This is a genomic window from Citrobacter freundii complex sp. CFNIH2 (assembly GCF_002880615.1).
Taxonomy (GTDB): domain Bacteria; phylum Pseudomonadota; class Gammaproteobacteria; order Enterobacterales; family Enterobacteriaceae; genus Citrobacter_A; species Citrobacter_A amalonaticus_F.
The window spans coordinates 705,587-719,350 of the sequence record NZ_CP025757.1 but is presented as its reverse complement, the minus strand read 5'-3'; the positions used below and the strand labels follow the sequence as shown (position 1 = coordinate 719,350).

The following is a 13,764-nucleotide window of genomic DNA, read 5'->3' as shown; positions in this document are numbered from 1 at the left end:
TCATTTATCCTCAGGCCACACCCACCACCAGCCAGCGCGTCACAAGGAACAGCGCCAGAGCCAGCGTTGAGGCAACCCACATCAGTCGAATTGTTTGGGAAATGTCGTCTACAGAAATGGTGCGCTGCGCGTCGCCGATCCACGGTTTTTCAACGCGCTCGCCAAAGTAATCATTCGGGCCGCCCAGTCGAATACCCAGCGCACCGGCAACGGAAGCCTCCGCCCAGGCACAGTTCGGGCTGCTGTGGTTGTAGCGATCCCGCCACCCCACGCAGAGCGCCCGGGAGCCGTCACGGCGGCACAGCACCGCTGCCGCGCTCAGCAGCAGCCAGCTCAGTCGCGCAGGAATGTAGTTCGCGACGTCGTCCATGCGAGCGCTGACCATGCCAATCGCCCGGTATTTTTCGTGTTTATAACCCACCATGGAATCCAGGGTATTCACCGCTTTGTAGGCCATCGCCAGCGGCGCGCCGCCGATTAAGAGGAAGAACAGCGGCGCGATAATGCCGTCAACCGTATTCTCCGCTACGGTTTCCACGACCGCCCGGTTGATCTGTTCCGGCTGAAGTTGCGATGTGTCGCGACCCACAATCCACGAGAGCTTTTCACGGCTTTGTGCAAGATTGCCTTCGCGTAGCGGACGTTCAACCTCTTGCGCCGCCGTTGCCAGACAGCGCCCCGCCAGCACGGTGAAAATCATCCAGACTTCAACGGCCCAACCGAGCCACGGATGAATCAGCGTCGCCAGATGTAACACGCCCCAGGCAACCGCCCACGTTAAGCCCACAACCACCAGCCACATCACCCCACCACCGATGCGTAACGCCTGGTCACTGTGGCAGTAGCGGCGGATAAGCCGCTGCACGGCATTGATCAGATTGCCTATCCAGCGCACCGGATGCGGCCAGTCTGGCGGGTCGCCAATCACGATGTCGAGAAGCCAGGCCACGCACCATGCCAGTAGCGTCATAACGCCTCCCGCGCGGCATTCAGCCAGTGATTAAGCATTAACGGACGCTGAGCAAAGTGAACGTGCAGGTAGCTGGCGAAAGTGTTGCCGATTTGCCAGCCGCCGGACCACGCCTGCACCGTCTGACCGTCACGGACTTTACGGCATGCCAGCACGGCGGGCGTTTCAGGGGAAAAATCGGAGTAATGGAACTCATGACCGCGCAGCACATCGCCTTCCGCGGCCAGCAGCGTGGGCTGCAGAGCCTGCGCTTCGCAATAGCCGAAGCGGGTCAGTCGTTTACCCATTTTACTGCGACCGGGTAGGATATCGGCCATGCGATGCTCAACCCCGTCGGCATCTTCCAGCAGGCTACCGAGGTACATTAATCCGCCGCACTCGGCATAAATGGCGACGCCGCGCAGGTGCGCATCACGCAGGCTTGCCAGCATTGTGGTATTGGCCGCCAGCGCGGCCGCGTGCAGTTCCGGATAACCACCGCCCAGCCAGACCATCTGACAATCGGGTAATTCGCGATCGTGGATCGGGCTGAAGCGAACAATGTTGACGCCGGTACGCGCCAGCAGCGCCACGTTATCGGGATAATAAAAATTAAAGGCCTCATCAACAGCCATCGCCAGCGTCAGTCCTTCTCCGGCGTTGGGCGCAGGACATTCTGTCCATTCGCCTTGCGGCAATGCCTGAAGGTGGCTTAATGCCAGCAACCGATCGATATCCAGCGTGCTTTCCAGCCGGGCGGCGAAATCCTGCCATGATTGTTGATTAACGACGGACTCGCGCGCGGTCACCAGTCCCAGATGCCGTTCAGGTAGCGCGACACCGTCAACGCGCGGGACGTAACCCAGCACCGGCACAGCGCAGTAGTGCTCGATAGCGGTTTTCAGCAACTGGAAATGGGACTCGCTGTTGACGCGGTTAACGATAACGCCGGCAATGTTCAGCGTCGGGTCAAAATGCTGGAAGCCCATCACCGTGGCGGCAATGGAGGTAGAAACAGCTTTCCCGTCAACCAGCAGAATCACCGGACAGCCCAACTGTTTTGCCATCGCGGCGGTGCTGCAGTAGTCAGGATCAGTACCGTAGCCGTCGTACAGTCCCATCACCCCTTCGATCACCGCCATATCCGCGTCCTGCATCTGTTCGCGGAACAACGCATTAAGCACCGGCTCGGGGAGCATGAAACTGTCGAGATTGCGGGAGGCGATACCGCTGACGGCCGTATGCCAGGCGGTATCCAGATAATCAGGGCCGACTTTGCAGGGCTGGACGCGTAAACCACGTTGTTTCAACACGTTCAGCAAGCCCAGCGTCACCGTGGTTTTACCACAGCCGCTACCGGTACCAGCCAGAACAAACGCGTACTGCTTTGCCGCCATGACCCTGATCCTGTTCAGGGTGGTAGGGATGTACTGACACCCAGTCTTCCGACTGTACGTATCTGAGCAACCCACTTCCCACCGAAGTTGTTGGTAGTATCCGACAGGCTGGTCTTCTGGCTTAGCGTCGTCCTCGCCCGTCCTTCCCAATCTTGCGATCAGTGGTCTTCACGGGGTTGTCAGCATCACAGCAGCGGGGGCTGCGGGGGATTTTCACCCCCTTCCCAGACACAATTGTGTCAAACCTGTCGGCTTAAATGATGAACAGAATGAATTCTCCTCATCACAACAATACTTTTTCGTTACTTATTCGTTGCGCATTTTTTATCAACAAGAAATGTCGCAATAAAACGATTCTGAATGAAATGTCATGCAAGAGAATAATGAAACCTCTTAACGATGACACTGTATCTCATCACAGAAATAAAAACTGGTGAAGTTTATTCCGCAAAGAGCGATATTTTATTGCGCTATGACAATTTATTGCTGTACTAAAAATACTTAACCATTATAAATGACCGGATTACGCGAGAATATCAAAAATCGGCAATAGCAAAATATTGCTATTTATGCCGATTCAGCCGGCAAGTTTTCATTTATTTTTTGCCGATAGGCCTGCGGCGTAACCTGATAAGTCTGACGGAACACTTTGCAAAAATAGCTAGTTTGCGAAAAACCTAAATTGCGGGCAATGCTGGCAATGCTCCAGTCACTGTGACAAAGCAGCTCTCTGGCACTGGCCATGCGCTGCTGATTGACCCATGCGTTAAAACCAATGCCCTGATATTTTTTGAACAGTTTGCTGAAGTAGTACGGACTCAGATAAACGTGCGACGCCACATCTTCAAGGCGAAGATCGTCTGACAGGTGTGCATCAATATAGCGTAACGCCTTCTTCATTTTGCTGTCATGAGGGCTGGCGGCGCGTGCCGGGCGCGCAGGTTCAGCAGGTTGTGTGCTGTCTTTGATCACCACGAAATTGAGTTGCTTTTTGAGGCAGTTTTCAACAATGAGTTTGAGCAGATCCGCCGAGGCCATCACGCGTGAATAGTCCATTTCCGGGACATTACTGAACTCATTGAGCAGTTCAGGATCGGCCTGCCAGCGATCGTCAACCTTCATGATATCGAGCAGATCGGCACCATCATCGTTACGTAAACGCACCTGGCCGCACAGGACGAACCCAACAAGATGGCCTGCGATCACGAGAGGAATAGAGAAATCGGTAAGCCCGGCATGGCAGCGATAAATACAGGGTTGATCCGATTTTGACGCTTCCAGTCCCCCACAGCGATCGCTCATACGACACCGGGTACTGTGTTGCGGATGCTGACGCATCAGTTGGCAAAAAGGCGTGAAATTAAACAGCTCAGAAATCTCATCACCGTGAATATTGACAACCACAACAGCCAGGCTGGTCGCTTGCGCAAAATCCTGTGCGATTTTATTAATGAGTTCTGAGTTCAGGGTACTCGCAGAAATCATGATAAAATCCCTCAGTTAATCCATTGTTATAATGAAAACATAAATTTTACATTTACTTCTTATCATCCCCTATCCTTGTGTGTAAATGACAGAAAGCACAAGGGACAATAACAAAAGTCTCCCTGGGTGGGGAGACTTTTTAGTCAGTTCGTGAAAGCAGATCACGAAATAGAAATTAAAGACGTGATATTAGCCACGCGAGTCAAAATTACGCGTCCGTCTCTTCGATTTTACACGTATTACAGGGCAAATTTTTACCAATAAGGTACTTATAGATAGCCGCGCCTGCACACGCACCAATCAATGGCGCAATAATCGGCACAATAAAGTACGGAATATCACGTCCGCCGGTCATCGCAATATCTCCCCAACCTGCCATCCAGGCGAACAGTTTAGGACCAAAATCACGCGCCGGATTCATGGCAAACCCGGTTAACGGGCCTGTAGATGCACCAATTACCGCGACCAGAATACCGATCAGCAGCGGCGCCAGTGGTCCTTTAGGCACACCGTTACCATCGTCGGTCAGCGCCATAATCAACCCCATCAGGATAGAGGTGATGACGATTTCGACCCCTGCCGCCTGCCACACGCTCAGCGCAGCCGCCGGATACGTACTGAAAATACTGGCCAGATAGAGGCTATCGACACTGCCGCGAACCATGTTGTGGGCAGTTTCATACTCAATAAATAAATTGCCGTAGAGCAGATAGGCCAGCACCGCACCGCCAAACGCCCCCGCAACCTGCGCGATGATGTAAGGCAGAACTTTACGTCCCGGGAAGCAGGCAAACATCCAGAGTGCGACCGTGATTGCCGGGTTCAGATGCGCTCCGGAAATTCCCGCCGTCAGATAAACCGCAAGCGAAATACCCAGACCCCAAATAATACAAATTTCCCAGAGACCCAGACTGGCGCCTGCGACTTTCAGTGCGCTAAGGCAGCCGATACCAAAAAACAAAAACAATCCGGTACCCAAAAACTCGGCAATGCATTGCGCTTTCAGTGAATCATTCATTGTGACACCTTCTTAGAAGCGTTCGTGTCCTTACCAGCGGACCCTTGCTGGTCGTAGAGTACAACGACACCTACTATAGGAAGAGGCCGCTGAAAATTGTTGGCAAACTGCGCATTCTGAGACCTGGAAAAATCGTGTTGTTATAGCAATTTCTTGCCATCTATTTATTCAAAGGCAGCGTGTAGAGTGCCTGAGTGTAATTAACCAGGACGATTCGTGATAGCAAAAATTGGTTATTTGAAGATTTCCCTTTTCCAATCAACGTCACAAATTGGTTTTCCCGCATAGCAAATTAAATTAACCCTGTCATCCTCTAAAATGTAAATATGGAATAGCAAAAGCCAAAATATCACATTAATAAAAATTAACAAAAACAATAAAAACAAAGAGATAAAATAAAAAAACAGCAAGTTTGTCATATTCACAGCCCACTAATTTTTCACCCAGACTTTCAAGTCAGCCATTCTTTTTCCTCGCTTCTTTTTATAGTCATGAATATCGGGACAACCCAGGCGAGGTCTTTATGCAACAAGAAGCATTAGGAATGGTAGAAACCAAAGGCTTAACTGCAGCCATAGAGGCCGCAGATGCAATGGTGAAGTCAGCCAATGTCATGTTGGTCGGCTACGAAAAAATTGGCTCAGGGCTGGTAACCGTCATCGTTCGCGGTGATGTCGGTGCCGTAAAAGCGGCGACCGATGCCGGTGCTGCCGCTGCGCGCAACGTGGGAGAAGTGAAAGCCGTACACGTGATTCCACGCCCTCATACCGATGTAGAAAAAATCTTACCGAAGGGAATTAACCCATGAGCAGCAATGAACTGGTTGAACAGATCATGGCGCAGGTCATTGCCCGTGTGGCAACGCCTGATCAAGCGGGTACCCCTGATAAAACCCATCCAAAACGAGAGACGGCTATGGCAGAGAAGAGCTGCAGTTTAACGGAATTTGTTGGCACCGCGATTGGCGACACCGTAGGTCTGGTGATTGCAAACGTAGACAGTGCCCTGTTGGAAGCAATGAAGCTTGAGAAGCGCTATCGCTCCATTGGCATCCTGGGCGCGCGTACCGGCGCGGGTCCGCACATTATGGCGGCTGACGAAGCGGTCAAAGCCACCAATACCGAAGTAGTAAGCATTGAACTCCCTCGCGATACCAAAGGCGGCGCGGGTCACGGTTCACTCATCATTATCGGCGGTAACGACGTTTCCGACGTGAAGCGCGGAATTGAAGTGGCGCTGAAAGAGCTTGACCGTACCTTCGGTGATGTTTATGGCAACGAAGCCGGACACATCGAACTGCAGTACACCGCACGCGCCAGCTACGCGCTGGAAAAAGCGTTTGGTGCGCCGGTTGGCCGAGCCTGCGGCGTGATTGTGGGCGCTCCGGCTTCCGTCGGCGTTCTGATGGCGGATACCGCTCTGAAAGCCGCGAACGTTGAAGTCGTGGCATACAGCTCTCCGGCGCATGGCACCAGCTTCAGTAACGAAGCGATCCTGGTGATCTCCGGCGATTCCGGCGCAGTACGTCAGGCGGTTATCTCCGCGCGAGAAATCGGTAAAACCGTCCTTGCGACCCTCGGTTCAGAACCGAAAAACGATCGCCCGTCCTACATCTGATATCCGTGAGGCTCATTCATGAGATCGAAAAGATTTGAAGCACTGGCGAAACGCCCTGTCAACCAGGACGGATTCGTTAAGGAGTGGATCGAAGAAGGCTTCATTGCGATGGAAAGCCCGAACGATCCTAAGCCGTCGATTAAAATCGTTAACGGCGCCGTCACCGAACTCGATGGCAAATCGGTCAGCCAGTTTGATCTGATTGACCACTTCATTGCCCGCTACGGCATCAACCTGGCGCGCGCAGAAGAAGTGATGGCGATGGACTCCGTTAAGCTCGCCAACATGCTGTGCGATCCTAACGTGAAACGTCGCGACATTGTGCCACTGACCACAGCGATGACCCCGGCAAAAATTGTCGAAGTGGTATCGCACATGAACGTGGTTGAGATGATGATGGCGATGCAAAAAATGCGCGCGCGTCGTACTCCTTCCCAACAGGCTCACGTCACCAACGTCAAAGATAACCCGGTGCAGATTGCTGCTGACGCCGCTGAAGGCGCATGGCGTGGGTTTGATGAGCAAGAAACCACGGTGGCCGTGGCGCGTTATGCTCCGTTTAACGCCATTGCGCTGTTGGTCGGTTCCCAGGTGGGTCGTCCGGGCGTATTGACGCAATGTTCGCTGGAAGAAGCCACCGAACTGAAACTCGGCATGCTGGGCCATACCTGCTACGCCGAAACCATCTCCGTCTACGGTACCGAACCGGTCTTTACCGATGGCGATGATACGCCGTGGTCAAAAGGTTTCCTCGCCTCTTCTTACGCTTCTCGCGGTTTGAAAATGCGCTTCACCTCCGGTTCAGGTTCCGAAGTACAGATGGGTTATGCCGAAGGCAAATCCATGTTGTATCTGGAAGCACGCTGCATTTACATCACCAAAGCGGCGGGCGTGCAGGGTCTGCAAAACGGCTCTGTGAGCTGCATCGGCGTTCCGTCTGCGGTTCCATCAGGGATCCGAGCGGTACTGGCAGAAAACCTGATCTGCTCATCATTGGATCTGGAATGCGCCTCCAGTAACGACCAGACCTTCACCCACTCCGATATGCGTCGTACCGCGCGTCTGCTGATGCAGTTCCTGCCGGGTACCGACTTTATCTCTTCGGGTTATTCCGCCGTGCCGAACTACGACAACATGTTCGCGGGCTCCAACGAAGATGCAGAAGACTTCGATGACTACAACGTTATCCAGCGCGACCTGAAAGTGGACGGTGGTCTGCGTCCGGTACGTGAAGAGGACGTTATCGCCATTCGTAACAAAGCAGCACGCGCTCTGCAGGCGGTTTTCGCCGGCATGGGTCTGCCGCCAATTACGGATGAAGAAGTTGAAGCCGCAACCTACGCACACGGGTCGAAAGACATGCCTGAACGTAACATCGTTGAGGACATCAAGTTTGCGCAGGAAATCATCAACAAGAACCGCAACGGTCTGGAAGTGGTGAAAGCGCTGGCTCAGGGCGGCTTTACCGATGTCGCGCAGGACATGCTCAACATCCAGAAAGCCAAGTTAACCGGGGACTATCTGCATACCTCCGCCATTATCGTCGGCGATGGACAAGTGCTCTCTGCCGTCAATGACGTCAACGATTATGCCGGTCCGGCAACAGGTTATCGCCTGCAAGGCGAACGCTGGGAAGAAATTAAAAACATCCCTGGCGCACTTGATCCCAACGAGCTTGGCTAAGGGGTGAACAATGGAAATTAATGAAAAATTGCTGCGCCAGATTATTGAAGACGTGCTGTCCGAAATGCAGACCAGCGATAAACCCGTCTCATTTCGCGCGCCGGGAACGTCAGCCGCGGCGGCTGCACCGGCCGGTGACAGTTTTCTGACGGAAATTGGCGAGGCGAAACAAGGCACGCAACAGGATGAAGTGATCATTGCTGTCGGCCCGGCATTTGGCCTCTCTCAGACCGTGAATATCGTTGGTCTGCCGCATAAAAACATTCTGCGCGAAGTGATTGCCGGGATTGAAGAGGAAGGGATTAAAGCGCGTGTGATTCGCTGCTTTAAATCATCCGACGTGGCGTTTGTTGCCGTTGAGGGTAACCGTCTGAGTGGTTCCGGCATCTCTATCGGCATCCAGTCAAAAGGCACGACGGTCATCCATCAACAGGGACTGCCGCCGCTGTCCAACCTGGAGCTGTTCCCGCAGGCCCCGCTGCTGACGCTGGAAACCTATCGTCAGATTGGTAAAAACGCCGCGCGTTATGCCAAGCGTGAATCACCGCAGCCAGTCCCGACGTTGAACGATCAGATGGCACGCCCGAAATATCAGGCTAAATCCGCCATCTTGCACATTAAAGAGACGAAGTACGTCGTGACGGGCAAAAAACCGCAGGAACTGCGCGTGGCGCTTTAATAAGGATCCCTTTATGAATACCGATGCAATTGAATCGATGGTACGGGATGTGTTGAGCCGCATGAACAGCCTGCAGGGCGACACATCTGCCCCGGCAGCAGCTTCGAGCACTACGACCCAGACCGCAAAAGTGACCGACTATCCGCTCGCCAGTAAGCACCCTGAGTGGGTTAAAACGGCCACCAACAAAACGCTGGATGAGTTCACCCTCGAAAACGTTCTGAGCAACAAAGTGACCGCGCAGGATATGCGTATCACACCGGAAACGCTGCGCATTCAGGCGGCTATCGCCAAAGATGCCGGACGTGACCGCCTGGCAATGAACTTTGAGCGCGCCGCAGAACTGACGGCGGTGCCGGACGATCGAATCCTCGAGATCTATAACGCCCTGCGTCCTTACCGTTCAACGAAAGAAGAACTGCTCGCGATCGCGGACGATCTTGAAAACCGCTATCAGGCCAAAATCTGCGCCGCGTTTGTTCGTGAAGCTGCGGTGTTGTACGTCGAGCGTAAGAAACTGAAAGGCGACGACTAAGGAAAGGTCATGAGATATATAGCTGGCATTGATATCGGCAACTCATCCACAGAAGTCGCGCTGGCGACGCTGGATGGCACTGGCGCGCTCACCATTACCGGTAGCGCGCTGGCAGAAACCACCGGGATAAAAGGCACATTGCGTAATGTGTTTGGGATTCAGGAGGCGCTCACGCTTGCGGCTAACAATGCAGGCATCAATGTCAGCGATATCTCGCTTATCCGTATCAACGAAGCCACTCCGGTGATTGGTGATGTCGCGATGGAAACCATCACGGAAACCATCATCACCGAATCCACCATGATCGGTCATAACCCGAAAACACCGGGCGGTGTCGGTCTGGGTGTGGGGATCACTATCACGCCGGAAGAGTTACTTACCCGACCGGCGGATACCCCGTTAATTCTGGTGGTGTCATCTGCTTTCGATTTCGCTGATGTCGCCACCATGATTAACGCCTCTGTCCGTGCCGGTTACCAGTTAACCGGCGTCATTTTGCAACAGGACGATGGCGTTCTGGTCAGTAACCGACTGGAAAAACCCCTGCCCATCGTTGACGAAGTGCTGTACATCGACCGTATCCCGCTCGGAATGCTGGCCGCCATTGAGGTCGCCGTGCCCGGTAAAGTCATCGAAACGCTGTCAAACCCTTATGGCATCGCAACGGTGTTTAACCTCAATGCGGACGAGACCAAAAACATTGTCCCGATGGCGCGAGCGCTGATTGGCAATCGTTCCGCCGTGGTGGTGAAAACCCCGTCGGGAGATGTTAAAGCACGCGCCATTCCTGCCGGAAACATTGAACTGCAGTCACAGGGACGTACGCTACGCGTTGATGTCGCTGCAGGCGCTGACGCCATTATGAAAGCGGTCGGTGAATGCCCGAAACTGGACAACGTTACCGGTGAAGCGGGCACCAATATTGGCGGCATGTTGGAACACGTTCGTCAGACGATGGCAGAACTGACCAATAAGCCAAGCAACGAAATTTTTATCCAGGATTTACTGGCCGTAGATACCTCCGTTCCGGTCAGCGTCACCGGTGGACTGGCCGGTGAGTTTTCTCTGGAACAGGCCGTCGGTATCGCCTCAATGGTGAAATCAGACCGTCTGCAGATGGCGATGATCGCCAGCGAAATCAAAGAAAAGCTGAACGTGGACGTGCAGGTTGGCGGCGCAGAAGCCGAAGCAGCGATTCTGGGCGCACTCACCACGCCCGGGACCACGCGTCCGCTGGCGATTCTGGACTTAGGCGCGGGCTCGACCGACGCCTCCATTATCAATCCCAAAGGCGAAATTATCGCCACCCACCTCGCCGGGGCTGGCGACATGGTTACCATGATCATCGCCCGTGAACTGGGACTTGATGACCGCTATCTGGCGGAAGAGATCAAAAAATATCCGTTAGCCAAGGTCGAAAGCCTGTTCCATCTGCGCCACGAAGACGGCAGCGTTCAGTTCTTCCCGACGCCACTTCCCCCTGCGGTGTTTGCCCGCGTCTGTGTGGTCAAGCCGGATGAACTGGTGCCCCTGCCCGGCGATCTCGCGCTGGAGAAAGTTCGCGCCATTCGCCGCAGCGCCAAAGAGCGTGTGTTTGTCACTAACGCCCTGCGCGCACTGCGCCAGGTCAGCCCGACGGGCAATATCCGCGATATTCCGTTTGTCGTTCTGGTGGGCGGCTCCTCGCTGGACTTTGAAGTGCCGCAACTGGTGACGGACGCCCTGGCGCATTATCGCCTGGTTGCCGGACGTGGAAATATTCGCGGCACCGAAGGTCCACGAAACGCGGTAGCGACGGGCCTCATCCTCTCCTGGCACAAGGAGTTTGCCCATGGACAGTAGCGTCACCACGCCTGCCATTGTGATTTCGACCATCGGCGACTGCCTTTCGGTCTGGAAAGAGGTGCTGCTCGGCATTGAAGAAGAAGGCATCCCGTTTGTGATTCAAAATCAGGCGGCGGGAGACGTCGTTCAGAGCGCATGGCAGGCTGCCCGCCAGTCTCCGCTGCTGGTCGGCATCGCCTGCAACGAAGAAACCCTGGTCGTGCACTACAAGAATTTACCCACTTCAGCGCCGCTTTTTACGCTGACGTATCGCCAAAACAGCCTTGACCGGCGGAGTACTGGAAACAACGCGGCAAGGTTAGTCAAAGGGATCCCCTTCCGGGATCTCAATGCTTAATCCACAGGAGAATTGCAGTATGAATAACGCACTGGGTCTGGTTGAAACAAAAGGGTTGGTCGGCGCGATTGAAGCCGCAGATGCCATGGTGAAATCCGCCAACGTGCAACTGGTCGGTTACGAAAAAATCGGCTCCGGCCTGGTGACCGTCATGGTTCGCGGTGACGTCGGCGCCGTTAAAGCCGCCGTTGATGCAGGCTGCGCGGCGGCAAGCGTCGTGGGTGAGGTGAAATCCAGCCACGTTATCCCGCGTCCGCACAGCGACGTTGAGGCTATTTTACCGAAATCGGCCTGAGCATTATCGAAAAGGAGCACAGCGTGAAGCAATCACTGGGATTACTCGAAGTTAGTGGTCTGGCATTAGCCATCTGTTGCGCAGATGCCATGGCGAAAGCGGCTTCCATCACGCTGGTTGGCCTTGAAAAAACCAACGGTTCAGGCTGGACGGTGATCAAGATCACCGGTGATGTGGCATCAGTGCAGTCTGCCATTATCACCGGTGCTCATCTCGCCGAACAGCAAGATGGCCTGGTCGCGCATAAAGTGATCGCCAGACCTGGCGAGGGCATTCTTTCCCGCGCGATGGCTGCCACTCCGGCGCCTGTGCCTGCACCCGCAACGGTGTCTGCACCGGAACCCGTGCCAGCCCCCATCGAAGAACCTGAAACTGAAGTCGTAGCAGAAGAATTAGCACCGGAAGCGGCGCCTGAAGACGGGATTATCAGCTGCAATTTGTGTCTGGACCCGGCCTGTAAGCGCCAGAAAGGCGAACCCCGGTCGCTCTGCCTGCATTCAGGTAAACGAGGTTAAGCGTAATGGATAAGCAACTTCTGGAAACGACGGTCAGCAAAGTGCTGAATGAATTACGGGATCGCCCCATTCCACTGGGCGTTTCCAACCGTCATATCCACCTTAGCGCTGAGGATTATGCCCGTCTGTTTCCGGGACATCCGATTAGTGAGAAAAAAGGGCTCCTGCAACCGGGACAGTATGCGGCTGAGCAAACCGTCACGTTAGTGGGGCCAAAAGGTCAACTGAAAAATGTCCGCCTGCTGGGGCCGCTGCGTAGCACCAGCCAGGTGGAGATTTCGCGCACGGATGCCAGAACGCTGGGTATTGCCGCGCCGTTGCGGATGTCCGGAAATCTCAAAGGTACGCCGGGTATTCGCCTCGTGAGCCCCTTTGGTGAACTCGAACTCCCCTCCGGGGTGATCGTCGCCCAGCGCCACATTCACATGTCGCCTCTGGATGCGCTGATCCTGCGCGTTGCTCACGGCGATAGCGTCAGTGTCGCCATTGAGGGCACCGATCGTCGGCTGATCTTCGACAACGTTGCGGTTCGCGTTTCCCCCGACATGCGTCTGGAGATGCATATTGATACCGACGAGGCCAATGCCGCCGGGGCAGATGATCCCAATGCTTTCGTCACACTGGTGACCGCACGATGAACGGCGAGCTGTTGCAGCGAATCGTCGAGGAGGTGGTCTCCCGCCTGCAACGTCGTGCGCAAAGCACCGTCACGCTGAGCGTCGCGCAACTGCGGGAAACACCGTCCCGCGCCCTGTTTTCTCAGTATGCCTCTGTGCATATTTTACAGGTCGATCTGCCCCTGCTGGAGCAGATCGCCGACAACGATTCGTCGCATGCCGCCGCCGTCACGATCCATGAGGCGCTGGCATTTGGCCTGCGGGTGCAACTCTCGCTGCAACGTCGGTTACTGCCCGCCGTGCCGGTAAAAAAACTGGCCCGACTACCACTGATTCTCTGCGACGAACAGGGGCAGCCAATCATGCTGCATCCTACCCGACTGTTAAGTTATGCCGATGTTGCCCCGTTACCTGCAGGGTTGCTGGTGCTGCATCGCAAATGTGTTGTTACCGCGCTGGCTCGCGAGACCGCGAGCACGCGCCACATCCAATTGATGAAGCAGGAGTGAACCATGCATCTGGCACGTGTTACAGGCGCGGTGGTATCCACGCAAAAATCGCCCTCGTTGGTCGGAAAAAAACTTCTGCTGGTACGCCGGGTGAGTGCCGACGGTGAATTGCCGGCAAGTCCGACGGCGGGCGATGAAGTCGCCGTTGACTCCGTCGGCGCAGGCGTTGGCGAACTGGTGCTCCTGAGTAGCGGCTCCAGCGCCAGACATGTTTTTTCCGGGCCGAATGAGGCCATCGATCTGGCCGTTGTCGGCATTGTCGACACGCTTTCTCGCTAAGGGG

The 13,764-nt window shown here is 54.7% G+C and carries 16 protein-coding genes and 1 riboswitch; of the genes, 12 read left to right on the top strand and 4 right to left on the bottom strand.

What is annotated here, in order from left to right; genetic code table 11:
* Nucleotides 1-10 precede the first annotated feature (10 nt).
* The 4 genes from cbiB to pduF form a co-directional block, all read right to left on the bottom strand.
* Nucleotides 11-970, bottom strand: a complete 960-nt coding sequence (cbiB, locus tag WM46_RS03550) for an adenosylcobinamide-phosphate synthase CbiB (RefSeq protein WP_102601457.1) — start codon at nucleotides 968-970, stop codon at nucleotides 11-13.
* Entirely contained in the window at nucleotides 967-2,346 is a 1,380-nt protein-coding gene (locus WM46_RS03545) for a cobyrinate a,c-diamide synthase (RefSeq protein ID WP_102601456.1), read from the bottom strand. Before WM46_RS03545 ends, cbiB begins: the two co-directional genes overlap by 4 nt.
* Before the next feature lie 88 nt (nucleotides 2,347-2,434).
* A riboswitch (cobalamin riboswitch) is annotated at nucleotides 2,435-2,610 on the bottom strand.
* 303 nt (nucleotides 2,611-2,913) lie between these two features.
* Complete coding sequence (gene pocR / locus WM46_RS03540) at nucleotides 2,914-3,831, bottom strand: transcriptional regulator PocR (protein ID WP_061074597.1); 918 nt, start codon at nucleotides 3,829-3,831, stop codon at nucleotides 2,914-2,916.
* Nucleotides 3,832-4,039: 208 nt separating this feature from the next.
* Nucleotides 4,040-4,849: a propanediol diffusion facilitator PduF gene (gene pduF, locus WM46_RS03535; protein ID WP_102601455.1), complete on the bottom strand. Its 810-nt coding sequence runs from the start codon at nucleotides 4,847-4,849 to the stop codon at nucleotides 4,040-4,042.
* Nucleotides 4,850-5,372: 523 nt separating this feature from the next.
* On the opposite strand from pduF, the gene pduA reads away from it, so the two are divergent.
* From pduA to pduN, 12 genes are read left to right on the top strand one after another with little or no spacing between them, the layout of a single operon-like run.
* A complete protein-coding gene (gene pduA, locus WM46_RS03525) occupies nucleotides 5,373-5,657 on the top strand; it encodes a propanediol utilization microcompartment protein PduA (RefSeq protein ID WP_012906330.1) in 285 nt (94 codons plus the stop codon).
* The gene (gene pduB / locus WM46_RS03520) at nucleotides 5,654-6,466 is read left to right on the top strand and encodes a propanediol utilization microcompartment protein PduB (RefSeq protein WP_061074599.1); all 813 of its coding nucleotides are present in this window, start codon (nucleotides 5,654-5,656) and stop codon (nucleotides 6,464-6,466) included. Before pduA ends, pduB begins: the two co-directional genes overlap by 4 nt.
* An 18-nt stretch (nucleotides 6,467-6,484) precedes the next feature.
* On the top strand, nucleotides 6,485-8,149 hold the full coding sequence (gene pduC / locus WM46_RS03515) for a propanediol dehydratase large subunit PduC (RefSeq protein WP_042318193.1): 1,665 nt from the start codon (nucleotides 6,485-6,487) through the stop codon (nucleotides 8,147-8,149).
* A gap of 10 nt (nucleotides 8,150-8,159) precedes the next feature.
* Nucleotides 8,160-8,828 (top strand): propanediol dehydratase medium subunit PduD, encoded by a 669-nt coding sequence (gene pduD, locus WM46_RS03510; RefSeq protein ID WP_102601453.1) that lies wholly within the window; start codon nucleotides 8,160-8,162, stop codon nucleotides 8,826-8,828.
* Nucleotides 8,829-8,841: 13 nt separating this feature from the next.
* Nucleotides 8,842-9,363: a propanediol dehydratase small subunit PduE gene (pduE, locus tag WM46_RS03505; protein ID WP_061074601.1), complete on the top strand. Its 522-nt coding sequence runs from the start codon at nucleotides 8,842-8,844 to the stop codon at nucleotides 9,361-9,363.
* A 9-nt stretch (nucleotides 9,364-9,372) separates the two neighbouring features.
* Nucleotides 9,373-11,205: a diol dehydratase reactivase subunit alpha gene (locus tag WM46_RS03500; RefSeq protein WP_061074602.1), complete on the top strand. Its 1,833-nt coding sequence runs from the start codon at nucleotides 9,373-9,375 to the stop codon at nucleotides 11,203-11,205.
* Nucleotides 11,195-11,545, top strand: coding sequence for a glycerol dehydratase reactivase beta/small subunit family protein (locus WM46_RS03495; RefSeq protein ID WP_102601452.1), 351 nt, complete (start codon nucleotides 11,195-11,197; stop codon nucleotides 11,543-11,545). Before WM46_RS03500 ends, WM46_RS03495 begins: the two co-directional genes overlap by 11 nt.
* Before the next feature lie 19 nt (nucleotides 11,546-11,564).
* Nucleotides 11,565-11,840, top strand: coding sequence for a propanediol utilization microcompartment protein PduJ (gene pduJ, locus WM46_RS03490; protein ID WP_042318188.1), 276 nt, complete (start codon nucleotides 11,565-11,567; stop codon nucleotides 11,838-11,840).
* A 23-nt stretch (nucleotides 11,841-11,863) separates the two neighbouring features.
* Complete coding sequence (locus WM46_RS03485; protein WP_061074604.1) at nucleotides 11,864-12,355, top strand: BMC domain-containing protein; 492 nt, start codon at nucleotides 11,864-11,866, stop codon at nucleotides 12,353-12,355.
* Nucleotides 12,356-12,360: 5 nt separating this feature from the next.
* Complete coding sequence (locus WM46_RS03480) at nucleotides 12,361-12,993, top strand: phosphate propanoyltransferase (RefSeq protein WP_061074605.1); 633 nt, start codon at nucleotides 12,361-12,363, stop codon at nucleotides 12,991-12,993.
* The gene (pduM, locus tag WM46_RS03475; RefSeq protein ID WP_102601451.1) at nucleotides 12,990-13,481 is read left to right on the top strand and encodes a microcompartment protein PduM; all 492 of its coding nucleotides are present in this window, start codon (nucleotides 12,990-12,992) and stop codon (nucleotides 13,479-13,481) included. The genes WM46_RS03480 and pduM overlap by 4 nt, the downstream gene beginning before the upstream one ends.
* Nucleotides 13,482-13,484: 3 nt before the next feature.
* The gene (gene pduN / locus WM46_RS03470; protein ID WP_061074607.1) at nucleotides 13,485-13,760 is read left to right on the top strand and encodes a propanediol utilization microcompartment protein PduN; all 276 of its coding nucleotides are present in this window, start codon (nucleotides 13,485-13,487) and stop codon (nucleotides 13,758-13,760) included.
* Nucleotides 13,761-13,764 lie beyond the last annotated feature (4 nt).